Genomic DNA, 19,286 nt, shown 5'->3' on the forward strand with positions numbered 1-19,286 from the left:
ATGGCGGTCCACGCAGTTGTACGCGACGTTGAGCTTGCCGTCCTTGAACCACTTGGCGAACGGCGGATTCGACCAGTCGAGGGTCTCGGTGGGCTCGGTGGCCCAGGTCAGCCGACGGGCCTGCTCGGCCCAGAAGCCGAGCCTGTCAGCCTTGGCCTGCTCATACGCCTCCGCGGTGACATTGGCGTTCGCGGCCAGGTCGGCGGGCGGCGCGAACCTGCGCTCTTCCTTCAGCAGGTTGGCCAGGCTTTCGTTGCTCACGACATCTCCCTTTCCCAGGGTGTCCGTTGTGTCCCAGGCCACAGCTCATCAGACCGGAGGGCCCGATGACAAGGGCCGATCCGGAATTGGTTTAGACCTATTCGGCGACCGTGGGGTCACTCAGGGGCACGTACGGGCGGGCGGCCGGGTTCAGTCTGCTGCGCACGGACGGGCCCGGCCCCGCGACGCCACGGGTGGGCGGGGCGATCCGGAAGGGGCGGCAGCTGGTGCGGAGGGCTGTTGGTACCGGGGTGCGGAGGCCGGGCGGGGTGCGGCCGTCGTTGATCCGGCCGCACCCCGGTCATGCTCACGCGGGACTGGGCAGGTCCTCGGGCTCGTCCACGTGGTCGAACAGCTCGGCCGTGCCGACGCCTTCACCGTCGTCGGCGCCGGTCAGCAGATACGCCTGCGCCTCGCCCACGTGGAAATACATCCCGTGCAGCTCCAGCGCCCCCGCCGCCAGGGCGCGCCTCACGCAATCGTGCGCCCGCAGATGGTCCAGCTGCTGCACCACGTTGGTCAGACAGAGCTGCTCCACCGCGTCGGCCGGGGCCCGTCCGGCGAGCCGGGGCCACGGCCGGTCGGCGGTGGCCATCCGCTCCAGGCTCGGCAGGCCGTACCGCAGCCAGCGCTTGAGGGGCGTCTGCGCTCCACCGGGCTCCGAGTTCAGCAGGGCCTGCATCGCCCCGCACCCGGAGTGCCCGCACACCGTGATGGACCGCACCTCCAGCACATCCACCGCGTACTCGATCGCGGCGGCCACCGAGTCGTCCCCGCTCTCCTCGCCGGGCGGCGGCACGAGATTGCCCACGTTGCGTACGACGAAGAGGTCGCCCGGGCCGCTGGACGTGATCATCGACGTGACGAGCCGAGAGTCGGCGCAGGTCAGGAAGAGCTGCGACGGCCGCTGCCCCTCGCGCGCCAGACGGGCCAGCTCGCCCCGCACCAGGGGCGCGGTGTTGCGCTGGAACGCGCTGATGCCACGGGCCAGTTGGTGTCCACTGCGCCCGGGGGAACCGCCCGTCCCACCGGTGCGCTCCCGGCCGTCCGAGGGGCCGCCGGCCGACGCGGGCTGCGGGCCGGCGGAGGGCTCGCAGTGGTGGTTGCGCCAGGGTGTCCAGGGGCGGCACCGGCAGTGGGAGCCGTCCGTGGGCTCGGCGATGCGGGTCCCGAGTCTGCGTCCGGCGATCTCGGCCTTGCCGCCCTGGGCGACATGCGTGTTCTGCCAGTCCTGCAGCGACTCGTAGGCAGCGTGGTCCATGAACGAGCCGTCCAGCTCCACGACGGCCGCGGAGCCCCGCGGGACCAGGTGCAGTGCACGGCTGAGGCGCGGCACGGCGAGGAACGTCAACTGCCCACGCACTCCTACGTAATGGACTCCTTCCCTCTCCTCGTGCGTGATCCGGGTGTGGGCGAGGCGGTTCAGGGCGACACCGACGGCCACGGCGACCCCCAGCGCCACGCCCTCCAGGACGCCGAAGGCGACGACGCCGAGCGTGGTGACGGCGTACACCAGCACCTCGCGGTGGCGGGTCACCGTGCGGATGTGGTGCAGGGACACCATCTGGATGCCGACGGCCATCACCAGGGCAGCGAGCGAGGCGAGCGGGATCAGCTCCAGGACCGGGACCATCAGCAGCGCGGCGGCTACTACGAAAACGCCGTGCAGCATCGTGGAGTTCCGGCTCACCGCACCTGCGTGCACATTCGCCGACGTACGTACCGCCACACCGGCGACCGGCAGACCGCCGAGTGCCCCGGAGACCACATTGGCGGCACCCTGGCCGAGCAGCTCGCGGTCGAGGTCGGACCGGCCGACGTGAGCGTGCAGTCCCGGCCGCCCGGCCACCAGCTTGTCCACGGCGACGGCGCCGAGCAGCGACTGCACGCTGCACACCAGGGTCACCGTGAGGACGGCGGCGACGAGGCCGAGGACCGGGCCCTCGGGCAGTCCGGCCAGCGCGTGGCTGCTCCAGGACGGCAGGTCGACCATCGGCAGGCGCAGCCCGGCGAGCGAGGCGGCCGCCGTGGCCCCGCCGACGGCGACGAGCGCGGCGGGGACCTTGCGCAGGGCGCGCCCGACCCGCCCGGGGATCCGCGGCCAGGCCAGCAGCAGCACCAGGGTCAGCACACTCATGGACACGGCGGCGGGGTGCAGCCCGGCCAACTGGGCGGGCAGGGCCAGCACGTTGGCGGGCACCGAGCTCTGGGGGGTGCCTCCGAGCACGATGTGCAGCTGGGCTACGGCGATGGTCACGCCGATGCCGGCGAGCATGCCGTGGACGACGGCGGGGCTGACGGCGAGTGCGGAGCGGGCCACACGCAGGCAGCCGAGGCCTAGTTGCGCGATGCCCGCGAGGACCGTGATGGCGCAGGTCGTACGCCATCCGTAGCGGTGGATCAGCTCGGCGGTGACCACCGTGAGGCCGGCGGCCGGGCCGCTCACCTGGAGGGGGGAGCCGCCGAACCGTCCGGCGACGATCCCGCCGACCGCCGCGGCGACTAGGCCGGCCTGAAGCGGAGCGTCGGTGGCCAGGGCGATGCCGAGGGACAGGGGCAGGGCGATCAGGAAGACCGCGATGGAGGCCGACACATCGGCACCCGCGATACGGAATCGGCGGGGCGGGGCCGGCGGGGGGCTGTGGGGCTCGGGGACACGTGAGGGCCGAGTCGGGTCGGCGGCGTGGGCGGGGGCGCAGGCAGACATGGTTCCCGTCTCCTCCGGGGCAGCGCGGTCGCGGAACAGGTGATCCCCCGCTCGAGGCGGGGGGCGGGTCGCGGCCGTGGGTCACGGCGTACAGCGGCGGGATGGTTCAACGCTCGGTAAATGGATCGTAATGCAGAGTAAAGGACGAGTGGTGTCAATAGCCGCAAATGGGTCAAGAAAACACTCTCCTGAGTGAATGGGGATTTTCATCGGCTTGTCATACAAATCTCTTCCGAAGTCCGTGCGACCTTGACGGCGCTGACGGCACGTCCCTGCCCAGCACCCCGAGAACGCCCTGAGCAGCGTTGCCCTGACTGAAGGAAGAAGGTGGGCGGAAGATGGCCGCCATCCAGAGGATCGCCGCGGGCGCCGCGCTCGCCGCGGCCTGCGCCACGGCACTCGCCGGCTGCGCCACCGGCACCACCCGTTCCGAGGAGGGCGCGCCCGGCGCGAGGAAGCCCGCCGCGGTCCCGGCGCCCAAGAATGCGGTCCGCCTGATCGGCGACGGTTCCACCGCGTACACCGGAGCGCAGCCGCATCTGTCCCGGCCCGAGCGGCTGAAGCCCGGCCAGAAGCCCCCGCAGTTCGTGGTCTTCTCCTGGGACGGCGCCGGCGAGGACAGCCAGAAGCTGTTCTCCCACTTCCGCAAGGTCGCGAAGGACAACAACGCGACGATGACGTACTTCCTCAGCGGCGTGTACATGCTGCCGGAGGACAAGGCCGAGCTCTACAAACCGCCACAGCACTCGCCCGGCCGCTCCGACATCGGCTTCAACGACAGGCAGGGCATCGAGGAGACCGTGAAGCAGCTGCGCGCGGCGTGGCTGGAGGGCAACGAGATCGGGACCCACTTCAACGGCCACTTCTGCGGCAGCGGGGGCGGCGTCGGTGAGTGGTCGGTCAAGGAATGGAAGGACGAGATCGCCCAGGCGAAGTCGTTCGTGAAGTCCTGGAAGACCAACACCGGTACGACGAACGCGTCCCCGCTGCCCTTCGACTACGACCGGGAGCTCATCGGCGCCCGGACCCCCTGCCTGGAAGGGCAGAAGAACTTCATGCGCGCCGCCCGCCAGCTGGGCTTCCGGTACGACACCAGCGGCGTCAACGACCAGGTCTGGCCCAAGAAGAAGGAGGGCCTGTGGGACCTGTCGATGCAGCTCGTCCCGGTCCCGGGCCGCGGCTTCGAGACGCTCACCATGGACTACAACTTCATGGTGAACCAGTCGGGCACCACGACCCAGGGCGACCCCGCCAAGCAGGAGTACTGGGGCGACCAGATGCGTGACGGCCTGCTCCAGGGCTTCGAACGCGCCTACAACGGCAACCGCGCGCCGCTGGTCATCGGCAACCACTTCGAGTCCTGGAACGGCGGTACGTACATGCGTGCCCTCGACGAGGTCATCGGGAGTGTGTGCACCAGGTCCGAGGTGCGCTGTGTCTCCTTCCGGCAGCTCGCCGACTGGCTCGACGCCCAGGACCCGGCCACGCTGGAGAAGCTGCGCGGCCTCAAGGTGGGCCAGGCCCCGAAGGAGGGCTGGCCGGCGTACCTGTCGGGCCGTCCGGCCCCGGCCCCGAAGGGCGTCCCCGGGGCCCCGGCCCTCCGGCAGTAGCGGGTCACACGGTCGCGTCGACAGCCGCCGGTGAAACGGCCGCCGTCGCGTCCTCGCCCAGGACGAAGCCGGGGTCGATCTGCGCCGCCAGGTCGGTCCCCGTCTTCGCGTTGCCCCACGAGTCCGCGTTCTTCAGATGGAAGTGCACCATCTGGCGCGTGTAACGCTCCCGGTCACGCAGCTCGTACGTGGCATCGGCGGCGGAGCGCAGGGTGCGCAGAGTTTGCTGGTTGACGTCCTCCAGGAGCTCGAACCGGGGCGGGCGGCCCTTCTCCATGGCACGCACCCAGTCGGAGTGCCCGACGGTGGCCAGGAGGTCGTCACCGACTTCGGCGCGGAGGAAGTCGACGTCGTCCTGGCCCTGCACCTTGTTGCCGACGACTCTCAGGGTGACGCCGTAGTCGCGGGCGTACTCCTTGTACTGGCGATAGACGGAAACCCCCTTCCGGGTCGGCTCGGCGACGAGGAACGTCATGTCGAAGCGGGTGAACATCCCGGAGGCGAAGGAGTCCGAGCCCGCCGTCATGTCGACGACCACGTACTCGTCGCGGCCGTCGGCCAGGTGGTTCAGGCACAGCTCCACCGCACCGGTCTTGGAGTGGTAGCACGCAACCCCGAGGTCGGCTTCGGTGAAGGGGCCGGTGACCATCAAACGGACCGTGCCGCCGTCGAGTTCCACCGGCCGTGCGCAGGCGTCGTACACGGGGTTGTCCTCGCGCACCCGCAGCAGCCGCGAGCCCTCGCCGGGCGGAGTGGTCTTGATCATCACCTCGGCGGAACCGATCCGCGGGTTGGAACCCCGCAGGTAGTCCTTGATCAGCGGCAGGTGCGCCCCCATCGCGGGCAGGGCCGCGGCCACGTCCTCGTCGAGTCCGAGCGCGGCTCCGAGGTGCTGGTTGATGTCGGCGTCCACCGCCACGACCGGGGCGCCGACGGCCGCCAGATGGCGGACGAAGAGGGAGGACAGGGTGGTCTTGCCGCTGCCGCCCTTCCCAACGAAAGCAATTTTCATGTTCAGTAAGATAGTGCGGAGGGGGTGTCCGCACGCGTGTCGACGTGAAGAAGACCACTCCTTCGTGGGGAGAGCCGCGGGGGTGCGTAGGGTCGTACTCATGAGTACGACAGGCGCGACCGCAGATCCGCTCGCGGCCCTTGGCTCGCTTCCCGGCGTGGCCGAGTCCGTGGAGTCCGTGCGCAAGGCCGTGGACCGGGTCTACGGGCACCGGATCATGCGGCGGCGCAGCAACGAGATCACGTCCGAGGCGGCGTTGCGCGCGGCGCGCGGCTCCGCGGCGCTCTCCGGTGCCGACTGGGCACTCGAGGAGGTGCGACGGCGCACCGACTTCCGTGGGGACGACGAGGCCCGTACGGTCGGCGCGGCCCTGCGGTTGACCGCCGAGGCCGGCCAGTTGCTCTCCATCTGGCGGCAGTCGCCCCTGCGGGTACTGGCCCGGCTGCACCTGGTTGCCGCCGCCGACAACGCGGACGAGGTGGGACGGCCGCGTCAGGACGGTGAGCCGGTCGCCGAGCCGCTCGTCGAGCTGCCGCTGCCGGACGCGAACGAGGTCGCCGGCCGCCTCGAGGGCCTGTCCCGGCTGGTCGTCGCCGGAGGATCGGCCCCCGCCCTGGTGACGGCCGCCGTCGTCCACGGCGAGCTGCTCGCCCTGCGGCCCTTCGCCTCGCACAACGGGCTGGTGGCGCGCGCCGCAGAACGGATCGTCCTGATCAACAGCGGCCTGGACCCGAAGTCCGTCTGCCCGGCCGAGGTCGGCCACGGCGAACTGGGCCGCGCGGCCTACGTGGCAGCGCTCGACGGCTACGTCTCCGGCACCCCGGAGGGCGTGGCGGCCTGGATCGCCCACTGCGGCAAGGCGGTCGAACTGGGCGCCCGGGAGTCGACGGCCGTGTGCGAGGCGCTCCAGCGCGGAGCGGCCTGACAGGGGAGCCCCGGCCCGTCTTCTGGAGACGGAAAATCTTTTGGAACAGGGTTGCGGCGGTACGAGAACTCGTACCGCCGCTGGCATGTTCACCTGGTTACCATGCGTCCTCGAAATGTTGCCCATCAGGACGGGAACTCTTGCCCGTCACCTGGTGCGGCTGGCCCGTATTCGACGGGTCGACGTCGCGTGGGTGCCTGGTGTCCATGCTCGGTCCGTGGGGCCGTGGTGCGTTCGAAGGTAATCCTCTCGGATGTCCTTGGTCTCGCGGGCCGTTAACTTCTTTGTACTCCAGGTCCGCAGGAAGCGGAACCCCCCGTCGTACTTCTTTACTTTTGCCTGCAAAAGGGTGCGAAAAGGTCAGTGTCTGCTACGGCTACGGCTACGGCTACGGCTACGGCTACGGCGGCTCGGCGCTGCGGAGGCGTGACCATGCGAGTGACTCTCCGGTCCGGAGGCCGCCGCGAAGGTCACACGAGAGGCGTCCGGCGCCGGCTCGCGTACCAGACAAGTCCCGCCGTGGCCGCCGCCGCACTGACCGCCGCGACGGTGACGAGCGCCGGCCGGGGTGGCACGGACAGGGCGGGCAGCCGCTTCTTCAGGCGGACCGGACGGTGGAAGTCCAGGATCGGCCAGCCCCGGGCGACCGCCTCCCGCCGCAGTGCGCGGTCCGGGTTCACGGCGTGGGGATGGCCGACGGATCCCAGCATGGGCAGGTCGGTCGCCGAGTCGCTGTAGGCGTAGCAGCGCGCCAGGTCATACCCCTCCGACGCGGCCAGCTCCTTGATCGCCTCGGCTTTGGTGGGCCCGTACGCGTAGTACTCCACCTCGCCGGTGAAGCAGCCGTCGTCACCCACCACCATGCGGGTCGCCACCACGCGGTCGGCACCGAGCAGTTCGCCGATCGGCTCCACCACCTCGGCCCCCGACGTGGAGACGATCACGACGTCGCGGCCCGCGGTGTGATGCTCCTCGATGAGGGAGGCGGCCTCGTCGTAGATGATGGGGTCGATCAGTCCGTGCAGCGTCTCGGCGACGATCTCTTTGACCTGCTGGACGTTCCAGCCGCGGCACATGGCGGACAGATACTTGCGCATCCGCTCCATCTGGTCGTGGTCGGCGCCGCCCGCCAGGAACACGAACTGGGCATATGCGGTGCGCAGCGCGACCCTTCGGTTGATCAGCCCGCCTTGGTAGAACGACTTGCTGAACGTGAGGGTGCTCGACTTCGCAATGACCGTCTTGTCCAGGTCAAAGAAGGCCGCTGTACGGGGCAAGGAGTGGTTTTCCACGAGGGTGAGCATAGGCGCCCACCATTCGGCGTAGTGTGGGGCGTGTGGGTTTGCCTGAGAGGGCTCTCGGGTACACCATGGAAGTCACGGATCGTTCGCGACCGTGCTAACCCGGCCCGGCTCCTCCCCCCCCGAGTCGGCCGTGGAGACGACCCCCGCTCTCCCCCCCGGCGGGGGTCGTCGCATGTCCGGGTGGGTTTTCCCCTTTACGTTCGCAGTCTCCCGATCTCCGTGTGCGGTCTTCGGGCATGTTGACGTGTGTTCATGATTCGTCACTCTACGTGGTCACAGCGCTGCGCTGTGGAAGTCGCGCGAGGGCCACCGGTATGAGTGAAGCCGATATTCACAGCCCCTGAGTTGTCCACAGTTATCGACCAAGATCCACACGATTTCCCTGTTCGTTGCACCGTGATTCCAACGCGTCCGCTCGCGGCGAGTTCATGGCCGGTTCCGTTTGCCGGACGCGTTTGGCCGGTTCGTATCGGCCGTTCATATGGAGGCCGGTCTCCGGTTCTCCACACGAGCGGGAATCGCGGGGGCGCTCAGCACCCCGCCGGGACAGTAGCCAAGGGGGCTGGAGATCGTGGCCGGAGCCATCACACACGGGCGGCCGCCCACCGCCGAAGGGCGGCAGGGCGGACCGTTGATCGTCACGGAGGACGTCGAACTGCTCGACGACCTGCTGCGCCTGTGCGCGGCAGCGGGCGCCCGACCGGAGGTCCACCCCGGCGTACCGGAGCGCGGCGGCGGATGGGAGGCGGCACCGCTCGTCCTCGTCGGTGACGACGCCGCTGCCCGGGTGCGCGGAGCCACCCGCAGAAGGGGTGTCGTGCTGGTGGGGCGGGATCAGGACGATTCCGGGGTGTGGCAGCGGGCCGTCGAGATCGGCGCGGACCACGTCCTGATGCTGCCCGACGGGGAGCGGTGGCTGGTCGACCGCATCGCCGACGTGGCCGAGGGCGTCGGCAGCCCCGCCCTCACCGTCGGCGTGATCGGCGGCCGGGGCGGTGCCGGGGCGTCCACGCTGGCATGCGCCCTCGCGGTCACCTCGGCACGCCAGGGCCGGCGCACCCTGCTCGTGGACGCCGACCCGCTGGGCGGCGGACTCGACGTACTCCTCGGCGGGGAAGCGGTCGAAGGCCTGCGCTGGCCCGCTTTCGCCGCATCCCGCGGCCGGGTTGGTGGCGGCGCCTTGGAGGAGTCGCTTCCCGAGCTTCACGCGCTGCGGGTCCTCAGCTGGGACCGCGGCGACGCGGTGGCCATCCCGCCCCCGGCGGTCCGGGCCGTCCTCGCCGCGGCAAGGCGACGCGGCGGCGCGGTCGTCGTCGACCTCCCGCGAAGGATCGACGAGGGTGCCGCCGAGGCACTCGCCCAGCTCGACCTCGGAGTCCTGGTGGTCCCCGCCGAGCTGCGCGCCGTCGCGTCCGCGGGGCGGGTGGCGTCGGCGGTCGGCATGGTGCTGCGTGACCTGCGCGTCGCGGTGAGAGGTCCGTACGCACCCGGTCTGGACGACCGGGAGGTCGCCCGCCTGCTCGGACTGCCCCTGATCGGCGAGGTGCCCGAAGAGGTCCCGCGTCCGGACGGCGGCGTACCGCCCGGGGGAGCGGCGCGGGGCCCACTCGCCCGCTTCTGCGCGGCGTTCTGGGAGCACATGCCCGTCGAAGGAGGGGGCGTATGAGCTGGGGCTCGGGCCCCGACGGCCGTCCGGGCCCACGAGCCCGCAGGCATTCCAATACGGAGCCGAGCGGCGTCGGGCACACGGCATTCGGCGGGGCCACGGGCGCGGGTACGGGCCTGCTGGAGGGTGTACGGCAGTGGCTCGCCGAGAGCGGGGCCGAACCGACACCTGCTCGTGTGGCACAGGCGCTCCGCGCACAGGGACGGGTGCTCGGGGACGCGGAAGTGCTCGGGGCCGCAGACGCGTTGCGCTCCGAGCTGGTCGGCAGCGGGCCCCTCGACCCGCTGCTCGCCGACCCGTCGGTGACCGACGTCCTGGTCTCGGCACCGGACCGGGTGTGGGTCGACCGGGGCGGAGGTCTGGAGCTGACGGGCGTCTCCTTCCCGGACGCGGCGGCCGTACGGCGTCTCGCGCAGCGTCTGGCGGCCGTCGCCGGGAGACGGCTCGACGACGCCCGCCCCTGGGTGGACGCCCGCCTGCCGGACGGTACTCGCCTGCACGCGGTCCTGCCGCCGGTCGCGGTCGGCTCCACCTGTCTCTCGCTCCGGGTCGTACGGCCGCGGGCCTTCACCCTCGACGAGCTGGTGACCGCGGGGACGGTCCCGCCCGGCGGGGACCGGGTGCTCCGGGGACTCCTGGACGCCCGGTTGTCCTTCCTGATCAGCGGGGGCACGGGGACGGGGAAGACGACGCTTCTCAGCGCGCTGCTCGGGCTCGTCGGCCCGGGCGAGCGGATCGTGCTCGCCGAGGACTCGGCCGAACTGCGGCCCGACCATCCGCACGTGGTCCGTCTCGAAGGGCGGCCCGCGAACCAGGAAGGCGTCGGACAGGTCGGGTTGCCGGATCTCGTGCGGCAGGCACTGCGCATGCGACCCGACCGGCTGGTCGTCGGGGAGGTGCGCGGTCCCGAGGTCGTGTCAATCACCCTCCGGTGCGCACCAACACTTCTCTCCGTAGTCAGCCCAGCTCAGCCCCACCTCAGGTCAGGCGCCGCGCTGGTGGCCGCGCCCCTGCGCCTTCGCCTTCCGCAGCATGTCCACGATCAGCCGCCGGTCCTCGACTGACAGCGGCATCTCCCACGCCGTCCGCTCCAGCGGATCCGACAAGTTCGCGTACGGCCGTTCCTGGGGCTGGTCGGCCTCGGCCTCCTGCCTCGCGATCTCCCGCAACACCTCAGCCGCCGGGCCTCGGCCCACCTCGACCAGCCGCTCGGGCGAGACGCCCACAACGTGAGCCATGTGGGCAAGGGTCTTGTCGGGGGCGCGAACCGGTTTGGGGGGTCGCTTCGGCTCGAAGCCGCGCTCGATGTGCCGCCATCGTGCCCCGCCGAGCCTGATGGGGGTCAGGTCGGCGGCCTTCTCTGGGCTCAGCCCCCGGGCAAGGCGGGCAACGCGGATCAGCGCCGCCTCCGGGGGTGGCTGAATCTCCGGCTGGGTCGAAGTCACGGCCATCTCCCGTTGAGGCATCCCACGAAACTGGAAGAAACTTTAGCGAATCTTCGCAGGTGAGGGCTATACGCTGCGCATAACTTCAGGGGCAAGGCGAGTTCCTCATGAAGGTCTCTTGAAGTTTTTTGTAGTTTCGACGTAGTCTCCATCCATGGAACCCCGACGGACCCACAGCCCGGAGACGATTCGCCGCAAGCGAATCGAAGCTGGCCTGAAACAGATCGACCTCGCCCGCCAGGCGGGCATCTCGAAGCCGCACATGTCCTCGATCGAGCACGGCCGTGTGAACCCCTCGCCACCTGTGCTCCTTCGTCTCGCCGAGGTCCTTGGCTGCCAGACCTCTGACCTCATGCCGCCGCCCAGGAGCGAGGCGGCATGAGCGGCCGGATCTGCCTGACGCCGGACCAGGCGTTCGAGGCGGGATTCGCCGAGCTGTGCGAGCACCAGGCCGCGCCGGAGAAATGCCCGCAGTGCCGCCTGAGTGACGCGGAGATCCGCCGCCTGGTCGTGCTGCTGCAGGGCGCTGCCCGCGCGGCGGCGCAGTCGGCCACGGCCGCTGCCTGATCAACGAATCGGGGCCGCGCCCGGCTGGTCCCGGAACGCGGCCCCTGCAGAGCACCACCCCTACACAACCCAAGGAGTGGACCCCGTGAACACATCATCGCCCATCCCCGGGCCCGTGCCCCCGGCGGAGGCCCCGCTCGCTGTGACGCCGGACCCCCGTTCCGCGTTCGCAGCCGTCCTGCCCGTGCCCGTCGGCCCGGAGCCGCAGGCCAGCCCGGTGCAGGCGGCTGCCGCTGCGGTCCTCGACGCCACGATGGCCGAGGCCGGCGCGGCGACCGGCGAGCAGCTCGCCGAGGCCGAGCGGCGCGCCGGCATCCTGTTCGACCCCGTGTCTGTCGAGTGCGCTGTCTCCGCCGCATGCGAGCAGGTCCGTGCCGAGCGCGAGGCCGAGATCGCCGAACTCCGCAGCCAGCTCGCGGCCATGGCCGGCGTGCACCGTCAGCTTGAGGCGGTGCTGCGTCTGTGCGAGGGCCGCCGCGGTACCGACCTGCTGCTGGTGTCCGCGATCGCCGTCGCGGCCGAGTCGGCCAAGACGCCCCACGACGGCATGCCCATGACCCTCACGTGGAACGGCTGCGTACAAACCCCCCGGGCCGTCAACGGCCGCCGCCGCGTCGTCATCGAGTGCACCTCGGCATACGGCGGCCGCGCCGAGCTGGTCGTCGCGGGCGATGACCTTGGCGAGCTCACCGAGCACCTGCGGGTCGAGGCCGTGTCCGGTGAGCAGCTCGCCGCGGAGGTGGCGGCCGTGCTCGCCGACGGCGAGGACGACGTCGCCCGGTGCGCGCGCTGCGGCTGCACCGAGGACTCGCCCTGCGAGGGCGGCTGCAGCTGGGTGCCCAACCTGGGCATGGCGGACGTCTGCAGCGCCTGCGTCGCACTGTTCGAGCTCGCCTCCACGGCCTGGACGGCCGCCGCCACCGGCCAGCCGCGTACGGGCGGTGGCAAGTGATCTCGGCTCTGGACACCTACCTGGGGTGGGAGCAGCCGCAGCACCACGTGGGCTGCAAGCGGCCTGCCTGGGACATCGGCACGCGGATCGAGGAGAACGAGTTCCGTTACCAGTACCGCGGTGCCGAGCCGATCCGGCACTCGTGCCCGCAGGAGGACTGCGGCCACCGCAACTCGTTCGCTCAGCTGACGGTCCGGATCGTGTGCCACTCCTGCGGGGCCGCGCAGCTGATCACGGGTGAGCAGACCTCCGACACCGGGCGCACGACGACCAGCACTAAGACGCTCGGCTACGGGCTGCCGCCGCGGCAGATGTCCGGGCTGCTGCTGTGGCCCGGCCAGCCGTGGCTGGACATGGGCCGCGCCCTGGACGACGAGCCGCACGACCTGGTCGTCACGCGCCCCCGGGTGAAGAAGGTCACCGAGGACGTCGTCGTCGGCCAGATCACCCAGGGCCGGGGCAAGCTCGGCGGTGTCGTCTGGGCGGCGCTGGCCGTGCCTGACCCTGAGGGCCAGTACGGCTTCGGGCAGCGCATCCGGTGGTCGCACTGCAACGACGGCCGCGGCCGTGGCGGGAAGCCGCTGCGCTCGGTCGGCGCGGCCGCCCGGTGGATCAGCGCTCGGCTGCTGGAACAGCGTGCGGTCGGCGGTGCGAAGTGACCGCCATCGATGGGGGCCGTACGGGCGGGCCCGGGAAGAGCACTCACGACAGCGGCCAGCTGTCCGTGGGCGAGGCCACCCGGATCCTGACCCTGCCTCAGCTCCCGTACGCGGACCACGTCTTCCGTGAGTTGTTCGCCGTCCGGATGCAGCCGGCCGCGATGGAGGCCGGCGTACGGACGGGCCTCGCCGGGGGCGACGAGCTGTTCGTGCGCCTGGTGTGGACCGTCGGCTCACGGGTGCTCGGCGAGCGCGTCAAGGAGCGCGGCCTGGTCATCGCCTGGTCCCACGTGACCGGCTGGAGCGCGCGCGACATCGAGGACCGCTGCCAGCTGCTCGACGTCGATGTCCTCGCCGATCCGTACCTGATCGCGGAGGCGGCGCTGCACCTGGCCGAGGAGCCGATCGACGGCAAGCCGTGGGCGCCGCCGCCCGACGCAGGCCGCTGGTCCGAAGCCGTCTACCTCGACATCGCGCTGAACAACTACGAGGAGCGCACCGGATGAGCGTCATGGAGTGGCTGCTGATCTTCGCCGTGGCCGTCGCCCTGTGGTGGGTCATCGCGAGCGTCGCCGAGGGCGCCGTCCACGCCTGGCGGGTCGTCGTCCAGGCGGCCGTGGCCCTGTGCCGCCGCTACCGGCACCTGCCGGGGGACTGGTGGCTGCAGGTCCGGTTCACCTGGACCGAGTGGCAGCGTGCCCGCCGGCCGCGTGTGAGGGAGTCCGCACGGTGACGCGCGCCGGCTTCGTGGCCGAGGCCGCGATCGCTGTCCTCGCCGCCCGCCTGGCCCTGGCACTCCCGGGCCTGAGCAGCGAGGAGTTGGGGCGCATCGCCCGCCGCCAGGCCGAGGACCTCACCGCCGAGGGCTTCCGTATCACCGCTCCCGTCGAGGCCGTCACCACGGCCGCCCAGCGCCGGTCTCGCACCGAGCGCACCTGACCCACCCGATCTCCGGGCGGGCGGGGACGTGACCTGAACCGTCCCCCTCCGCCCGGGCACCACTCGAAGGACACCGCTATGGGTCGCGATCCGCGACTGGAGATCATGACCGAGGCCATCGAGCGCCTCATCCCCGGTGCAACGCCGGCGTTCCTCACGGTCCAGGTGACCGAGACGCTCCCGGGTACCGGCGAGCACCGCAACAGCTGGACCGGCAGGCCCGAGGGCCTGGCCGCGAAGATGTTCACAGCGCTGTACGGCACCCTGCCGCCTACCCAGGAGGCCAGCCCGCTCGCGCAGGCCGAGGACGCCAAGCGGCGCCGAGACCTGGTCGGGGAGCTCGCCGTGCTCCAGGCCGGCGCCGCCGCCCTGGAGTCCGCGCCGTGGTACCCGCTTCGCCCGGGTGACCTGGTGCACGTCGCCTACGAAGAGCTCGCCATGACGCCGGCGTTCGGCGAGACGTACATCGTGGCCGACGAGGGCGACGGGCTGCTCAGCATGCAGCTGCTCGCCCACACCTGCCAGGGCACCCCGGACGTGCTCGACGGCATGCTCGGCTGCTACTCCGTGGAGGCCTCCGACGATCCGATCTTCGAGCTGTGGTTCGAGGCCGGATCGCAGCGCCTGACGATCATCCGCGACGGCCGCCCGGTCCACATCGGTGGCGCACGGTGAGCCCGGACTCGGCGCGCATGCTGCGCCGCGCCCGCGTCGCCAAGCTGGCGCAGGCTGAGCCAGACCTGAGCCACCGCGACATGGCGCAGCGCCTGGGCATCTCCAAGGACACGGTGCGCCGTGACCTTGAGGCCCTGGCGCAGACCGCGCAGACCGGTGGCGCAGACACGGCGGACGAGGTGGCGCAGGCTGCGCCGCAGGCCAGCGACGGCGACGCGCCAGCGGCGGCGCAGGCTGCGCCAGCACGGTCCCTGCCACAGCGCATGGCGCAGCCGGTGACCATCGACCTGAGCCAGTGGCCGGGGCTGCGCCGCGACCTGGCGCTGCTGGCGCAGAGCGGGCGCGAGGCCGAGGCGCTGATCAACCAGGCCGTCGTGGCGCTGGCGCACCACTACCGCCAGGCCCTGGACCGCGGCGCCATCCGGCCCGGCCAGCACTTCATGATCCGCGACGTCGTGCTGCGCCCGGTCCCCGTGGCCGTCCCGGCTCGGCAGGCCCACTGATGACCGGGTGGTCCGCCCCGACCTCCACACCACGGGGCGGACCACCCGCCCCCGCACCACGCCCTCGCCAGCGGCGGCCGTGCGGCGTGCCGTGGCTGCCGCACGGGCTGCAGCGGGCCCGCCCGTACCCGTGCGGCTGGCGCTGCGACCGGCACAGCCCGTGGGCCCTGGCCGGCCACCCCGACCCCACCCGCCTCACGCCGTCGAGCTGACCACCCCGCCCGGACCTGCCCCGGCCAGACCTCGAAGGAGCACGGCAGCACCGGACCCCGTCCCGCCTGGCCCCGGCAACAGACCCGGGCCCGGCGCTCCGCACCACACAGGAGAGTCGACATGCAGACCCTGACACCCGGCACCACCCCCGAAGCCACCGACGTGGCCGCCCCGTTCGACCGCCGCGTATGGGAGGCCGCCGTCCTGGCGAGCGAGGCGACCCGCGACATGCGCATGGTCGCGTTCGCCCTGGCGCACCACGCCGACGCCACCGGCTACCTGCCGCCCGGCGGTCCGCAGGTCGCGCCTCGCGTGGCCGACCTCGTCCGGATGAACCCGCGGTTCGTGCGCCTGGCGATGACGCACCTGGAGCGGGACGGCTTCCTGCACCACCCCGACATCCACACCTGGACCGACACCCGCGTCGTACGCCCGATCACCCTCGTCGTGCCGCCGACGGCCGCGCGGACCGAGCCCGCCCATACCGGCGAGGCCATCTCGTGAGCGCCGACGGCCAGTTACCGCTGCTGCCCGCGGACCCGCCCCGCTGGGGCGGGCCCCCCGCGGTGGCCGCCGACCCGATCGTCACCTCCGGGCGCACCGAGTACACGGTGCGCTGCGACGGAGACGGCGGCTGCGGCCAACGGCACCGCCACACCGCCCCGGGCGTGCGGACCGCCCCGTGCGGCGCCACCTACACCGTCCCCGAAGACGACGACACCAGCTAGGACACCGTGACCCACCTGCCCGAGCCCGCTCCCGAGCCCCGCCGCATCAGCGGCGGGGCCGGAAGTGCTGCCCGCGGCCAGTGGGTCCGCTACCCCTGGCGGATCGTCACCGACGCCGACACCTACGCCGCGGCGGACACGAACGTCTACGGCAAGGTCAAGGCCCTGTCGGCGCACCGCAACTCGACAGCCGGCGTGGAGCGGATCGCCCTTTACCTCGGCCTGTCGGTGTCCACCGTCGAGAGAGGCCTGCGCCGCCTAGGCCGCCCGGCACCCACCGACGGCATCCGCGAGGTCTACACCCGGCGCCGCAGCCACCCCGGCACCGGCAACGGCCGCACCGCCGAGCGCTGGACGCGCGCCCTGGACCGCGGCGAGGCGTACGTTTGCGCGCCCGTCCTGGCCGCTGACACGCTGCGCCCGGTCCTGCACCGCCTCTACCTCGGCCTGCGCTACGAGACGACCGTCCGGCGCCACCAGCCGACCCTGGCCGAGCTCGCCGGTCTGCTGCGCCACCACAGCGGCAAGAGCGCCGGTCAGCCCCTCGCCGAGGCCGCCGTGTCCCGGCTCCTGGACGAGCTCGCCGAGCTCGGCTGGCTCGACCTCGACAAGGGCGCCGGCTACCGCGGCCGCCACCTCATCACCGTGCACGACGACCCCGTCCGCCCGGTCACGACCCCTGATCCTGGTGACGGATCGGCCCCTGACGCTGGTGACGGATCGCTCGCGTATAAGGAAGACCAAGAGCTGAACGACCCTAGAAGCACGGCCGGCCGTGGGTCCTTCCGCCGGAGGCGAGACAACCGTAGTAACGGGCCTGGCCCTGTGGATAACTCGGTCCCTTCGGTCGCTCCGGTCGCTCCCGCCACCTTCCGTCGAACTCCTGTACGCCCCGTAGAGCGCCCCGCATACGCCCCGCCGCCGCTCACCCTGCACCGGGACGTCTGGCCGATCCTGGCGCCCGTCCTGGCCCCCGTGAACGACCTCCTGCCGCAGATCTCCAGGTACCTGATGCGCCGCATCGTCCACGAGGTCCTCCGCCAGGTCCGAGACGAGGGCATCTGGCCCCAGGACATCGCCGACCAGGTCGCCCGCCTCCGCCGCTGGACACCCCAGGAGAAGCTCACCGACCCCGGCCGCTGGCTCCTCGGCGCCGTCCTGCCCATCCGCAGCAAGTGCGGCCAGACCGGCTGCCACTGGGGCTTCCGCGCCCACACCGGCACGCCCTGCAAAGCCTGCGCCGACGCTCCGCCCAGCCGCCCAGGACGCCCGTCCCGCCCCGCGGCCGCCGAGCCTCCACCGCTGCTCGCCTGCCCCGGCTGCCACGCCCCCTACCGCCCGCCCCTGCGCCACCCCAACTGCCGCCTCTGCCACACCCACCTACCCGCCGCCTGACCCCAGGAGCGCCATGTCCAGCCCACCAGACCTGGATCCGGACTTCGTAGCCAACGCCAGCACCAGCGCCATCCGCGCCCAGTACGAGCGCGCGCAACGCCTCGCCGACCTCTGGGACGACCGAGCCCGAGCGCTGTTCCTCCTCCTCGGCCAACGAGACAGCGACACCCCCTGACCCGCCCGCCCGACCAGAACGGACCCCGTGCCATGCCCTACCCGCCCCGCACGCCCGCCCCCAACGGCGCCGGACGCTGCCCCGACTGCCTGCGCGCCGTCCTGTGGTGCCTCACCACCGCCAACAGGCGCACCGTCGCCATAGACCCGACCGAGGACACCACCGGAAACCAGGCCGTCCACATCGACGCTGAGGGCCGCTACTGGACCCGCCAGCTGTCCCAGGCCCGCCCCGCGGTTGAGCAGCGCGAGGTTCTGCGCCGACCTCACATCGCCAGCTGCCCCACCGCCCTCGCGCGCGCGGCCGCCGCCCGCCGTTCCGCCCGCCGCACCCCCCGCACCACCACCGGCGTCCGGCCCGTCCCGTGGCAGCGATGAACCGCCAGCAACTGGACGACGCGATCGCCGAGCTGCTCCGCTCCGGCAGCACCTACGCGGCCATCGGCGAGCAGCTGAACGTCCACTACAACCGCATTCGCCGCGTCCGCGACGAGCGGGGAATCGTCCTGCCGCCCAGCCGCCGCAAGCGCACCCGCGCCGAACTCGACGCCCTTGAACCCCAGGTGATCGCCATGCTCCTCACCGGGCAGACCACCGCAGCCATCTACCAGCAGACCCGCATGAGCCTGAACGACATCGCCCGCATCCGACGCGAGACGGGCCTCACCGCCCCGCCACAGGACCGGTCCAGCCAAAGCCTCGACCTGGACGAGGCGTACGCCCGGCACGCGCAGCCAACTCCCGACGGCCATGTCCTGTGGACCGGCCCCCGCAGCGGCCGCAGCCTCGACCTGATCGCCTCCGGCCGCAAGTACAACGCCCGCGTCGTCGCGTTCCGCCGGCACCACGGCCGCGACCCGCACGGCTACCTCTGCCGCAACTGCCGCATCGACATCTGCATCGCAGGCGCCCACCTCACCGACCACCTCATCCGCGCCGGACTCACCACGGAGCAGCCATGACCATCCCGTTCGTCCTCAGCCTCATCACCGTCGCCCTGGCCGCCGTCGTCCTCGGCCTCGCCTTCGCCCACGTCATCACCCAACGGCACGCCCGTTACCTCGCCGAGAGCCTCCACGACTACGCCGACCAGCTGGCCAACCTGAACCCGCTCTCCGTCCACCCGGACGGCATCCACGTCGCCGCCGACTACATCGACCCCCGCAGAACCGCCTCCCGCGCCCGGTGACCGGCCCCGACACAGGAACCGACCCCATGCCCGACACGCCAGGCCTCGCCACCCTCACCGGCCACGCCCTCGTCGTCCTGCTCTGCCTCGCCGCGACCACCGGCGCCCTCACCCACCGCGAATGGGTGTGGGCCCTGCTCGGCACCACCGCCGCCCTCGCGTTCGGCCGCGACCTCGCCGACCTCGTCCGCGCACGCCGAGGCCGCCGATGACCGCCGAACTCACCACCCGCCAGCTCGTCCTCGTCGGGGGGGGGGGGGGGGGGGGGGGGCGGGGGGGGGTGGGGGGGGGGGGGGGGGTGGGGGGGGGGGGGGGTGGTGGCCACAGAGAAACCGACACAACCAGCAACCGGCAAAGCGGAA

Annotated in this window: 26 protein-coding genes; 21 read left to right on the top strand and 5 right to left on the bottom strand. The window is 72.0% G+C overall.

The genetic code is table 11. The annotated features are described in order from the left end of the window. Both AC069T_RS16760 and AC069T_RS16765 read right to left on the bottom strand, forming a co-directional pair. Window positions 1–303, bottom strand: a 303-nt coding sequence (locus AC069T_RS16760; RefSeq protein ID WP_478783464.1) for an acetyl-coenzyme A synthetase N-terminal domain-containing protein, incomplete at its 3' end; no start/stop codon positions are given. Between the two features lie 265 nt (window positions 304–568). Further along, complete coding sequence (locus AC069T_RS16765) at window positions 569–2,968, bottom strand: bifunctional SulP family inorganic anion transporter/carbonic anhydrase (RefSeq protein WP_478783465.1); 2,400 nt, start codon at window positions 2,966–2,968, stop codon at window positions 569–571. Window positions 2,969–3,306: 338 nt separating this feature from the next. On the opposite strand from AC069T_RS16765, the gene AC069T_RS16770 reads away from it, so the two are divergent. Then, a complete protein-coding gene (locus tag AC069T_RS16770) occupies window positions 3,307–4,578 on the top strand; it encodes a polysaccharide deacetylase family protein (protein ID WP_478783466.1) in 1,272 nt (423 codons plus the stop codon). 4 nt (window positions 4,579–4,582) lie between these two features. On the opposite strand, the gene AC069T_RS16775 is transcribed toward AC069T_RS16770, so the two are convergent. Then, window positions 4,583–5,590: an ATP-binding protein gene (locus AC069T_RS16775; protein ID WP_478783467.1), complete on the bottom strand. Its 1,008-nt coding sequence runs from the start codon at window positions 5,588–5,590 to the stop codon at window positions 4,583–4,585. Window positions 5,591–5,690: 100 nt separating this feature from the next. Between AC069T_RS16775 and AC069T_RS16780 the strand changes: the two genes are divergently transcribed. Beyond that, entirely contained in the window at window positions 5,691–6,515 is an 825-nt protein-coding gene (locus tag AC069T_RS16780; protein WP_478783468.1) for a Fic family protein, read from the top strand. Window positions 6,516–6,985: 470 nt separating this feature from the next. Here AC069T_RS16780 and AC069T_RS16785 read toward each other — a convergent pair whose 3' ends face one another. Further along, window positions 6,986–7,819, bottom strand: coding sequence for an HAD family hydrolase (locus tag AC069T_RS16785; RefSeq protein WP_478783469.1), 834 nt, complete (start codon window positions 7,817–7,819; stop codon window positions 6,986–6,988). 571 nt (window positions 7,820–8,390) lie between these two features. Between AC069T_RS16785 and ssd the strand changes: the two genes are divergently transcribed. Together ssd and AC069T_RS16795 are read left to right on the top strand one after the other, a co-directional pair. Then, window positions 8,391–9,485, top strand: coding sequence for a septum site-determining protein Ssd (ssd, locus tag AC069T_RS16790; protein ID WP_478783470.1), 1,095 nt, complete (start codon window positions 8,391–8,393; stop codon window positions 9,483–9,485). Continuing rightward, window positions 9,482–10,549, top strand: a complete 1,068-nt coding sequence (locus AC069T_RS16795; RefSeq protein ID WP_478783471.1) for a TadA family conjugal transfer-associated ATPase — start codon at window positions 9,482–9,484, stop codon at window positions 10,547–10,549. The genes ssd and AC069T_RS16795 overlap by 4 nt, the downstream gene beginning before the upstream one ends. Here AC069T_RS16795 and AC069T_RS16800 read toward each other — a convergent pair. Continuing rightward, a complete protein-coding gene (locus AC069T_RS16800; protein ID WP_478783472.1) occupies window positions 10,469–10,930 on the bottom strand; it encodes a hypothetical protein in 462 nt (153 codons plus the stop codon). The genes AC069T_RS16795 and AC069T_RS16800 overlap by 81 nt on opposite strands. Before the next feature lie 154 nt (window positions 10,931–11,084). Here AC069T_RS16800 and AC069T_RS16805 point away from each other — a divergent pair, with 154 nt between their 5' ends. The 17 genes from AC069T_RS16805 to AC069T_RS16885 all read left to right on the top strand — a co-directional run bounded on the left by AC069T_RS16805 (window position 11,085) and on the right by AC069T_RS16885 (window position 19,136). Beyond that, the gene (locus tag AC069T_RS16805; protein ID WP_478783473.1) at window positions 11,085–11,312 is read left to right on the top strand and encodes a helix-turn-helix domain-containing protein; all 228 of its coding nucleotides are present in this window, start codon (window positions 11,085–11,087) and stop codon (window positions 11,310–11,312) included. Beyond that, complete coding sequence (locus AC069T_RS16810) at window positions 11,309–11,497, top strand: hypothetical protein (protein WP_478783474.1); 189 nt, start codon at window positions 11,309–11,311, stop codon at window positions 11,495–11,497. The genes AC069T_RS16805 and AC069T_RS16810 overlap by 4 nt, the downstream gene beginning before the upstream one ends. Before the next feature lie 85 nt (window positions 11,498–11,582). Next, complete coding sequence (locus tag AC069T_RS16815; protein WP_478783475.1) at window positions 11,583–12,449, top strand: hypothetical protein; 867 nt, start codon at window positions 11,583–11,585, stop codon at window positions 12,447–12,449. Continuing rightward, a complete protein-coding gene (locus tag AC069T_RS16820; RefSeq protein ID WP_478783476.1) occupies window positions 12,446–13,108 on the top strand; it encodes a hypothetical protein in 663 nt (220 codons plus the stop codon). The genes AC069T_RS16815 and AC069T_RS16820 overlap by 4 nt, the downstream gene beginning before the upstream one ends. Then, window positions 13,105–13,614, top strand: coding sequence for a hypothetical protein (locus tag AC069T_RS16825; RefSeq protein ID WP_478783477.1), 510 nt, complete (start codon window positions 13,105–13,107; stop codon window positions 13,612–13,614). Before AC069T_RS16820 ends, AC069T_RS16825 begins: the two co-directional genes overlap by 4 nt. Then, window positions 13,611–13,841 (top strand): hypothetical protein, encoded by a 231-nt coding sequence (locus AC069T_RS16830; protein WP_478783478.1) that lies wholly within the window; start codon window positions 13,611–13,613, stop codon window positions 13,839–13,841. The genes AC069T_RS16825 and AC069T_RS16830 overlap by 4 nt, the downstream gene beginning before the upstream one ends. Then, the gene (locus AC069T_RS16835) at window positions 13,838–14,047 is read left to right on the top strand and encodes a hypothetical protein (protein ID WP_478783479.1); all 210 of its coding nucleotides are present in this window, start codon (window positions 13,838–13,840) and stop codon (window positions 14,045–14,047) included. Before AC069T_RS16830 ends, AC069T_RS16835 begins: the two co-directional genes overlap by 4 nt. A 78-nt stretch (window positions 14,048–14,125) precedes the next feature. After that, on the top strand, window positions 14,126–14,722 hold the full coding sequence (locus AC069T_RS16840; protein ID WP_478783480.1) for a hypothetical protein: 597 nt from the start codon (window positions 14,126–14,128) through the stop codon (window positions 14,720–14,722). 17 nt (window positions 14,723–14,739) lie between these two features. Then, on the top strand, window positions 14,740–15,225 hold the full coding sequence (locus tag AC069T_RS16845; protein ID WP_478783481.1) for a DeoR family transcriptional regulator: 486 nt from the start codon (window positions 14,740–14,742) through the stop codon (window positions 15,223–15,225). A gap of 333 nt (window positions 15,226–15,558) precedes the next feature. Next, window positions 15,559–15,942, top strand: a complete 384-nt coding sequence (locus AC069T_RS16850) for a hypothetical protein (protein WP_478783482.1) — start codon at window positions 15,559–15,561, stop codon at window positions 15,940–15,942. Continuing rightward, window positions 15,939–16,166: a hypothetical protein gene (locus AC069T_RS16855; protein WP_478783483.1), complete on the top strand. Its 228-nt coding sequence runs from the start codon at window positions 15,939–15,941 to the stop codon at window positions 16,164–16,166. The genes AC069T_RS16850 and AC069T_RS16855 overlap by 4 nt, the downstream gene beginning before the upstream one ends. A gap of 6 nt (window positions 16,167–16,172) precedes the next feature. Then, the gene (locus AC069T_RS16860) at window positions 16,173–17,561 is read left to right on the top strand and encodes a hypothetical protein (RefSeq protein WP_478783484.1); all 1,389 of its coding nucleotides are present in this window, start codon (window positions 16,173–16,175) and stop codon (window positions 17,559–17,561) included. 13 nt (window positions 17,562–17,574) lie between these two features. Then, complete coding sequence (locus AC069T_RS16865) at window positions 17,575–17,736, top strand: hypothetical protein (protein WP_478783485.1); 162 nt, start codon at window positions 17,575–17,577, stop codon at window positions 17,734–17,736. Between the two features lie 32 nt (window positions 17,737–17,768). Then, on the top strand, window positions 17,769–18,113 hold the full coding sequence (locus AC069T_RS16870) for a hypothetical protein (protein WP_478783486.1): 345 nt from the start codon (window positions 17,769–17,771) through the stop codon (window positions 18,111–18,113). Beyond that, window positions 18,110–18,697 carry a hypothetical protein gene (locus AC069T_RS16875; RefSeq protein WP_478783487.1) on the top strand — a complete coding sequence of 196 codons (588 nt, stop codon included), beginning with the start codon at window positions 18,110–18,112 and terminating at the stop codon, window positions 18,695–18,697. The genes AC069T_RS16870 and AC069T_RS16875 overlap by 4 nt, the downstream gene beginning before the upstream one ends. Further along, window positions 18,694–18,924 (top strand): hypothetical protein, encoded by a 231-nt coding sequence (locus AC069T_RS16880; protein WP_478783488.1) that lies wholly within the window; start codon window positions 18,694–18,696, stop codon window positions 18,922–18,924. The genes AC069T_RS16875 and AC069T_RS16880 overlap by 4 nt, the downstream gene beginning before the upstream one ends. 26 nt (window positions 18,925–18,950) lie before the next feature. After that, window positions 18,951–19,136: a hypothetical protein gene (locus AC069T_RS16885; protein WP_478783489.1), complete on the top strand. Its 186-nt coding sequence runs from the start codon at window positions 18,951–18,953 to the stop codon at window positions 19,134–19,136. Window positions 19,137–19,286 lie beyond the last annotated feature (150 nt).

The organism is Streptomyces sp. NPDC043867 (assembly GCF_056435845.1).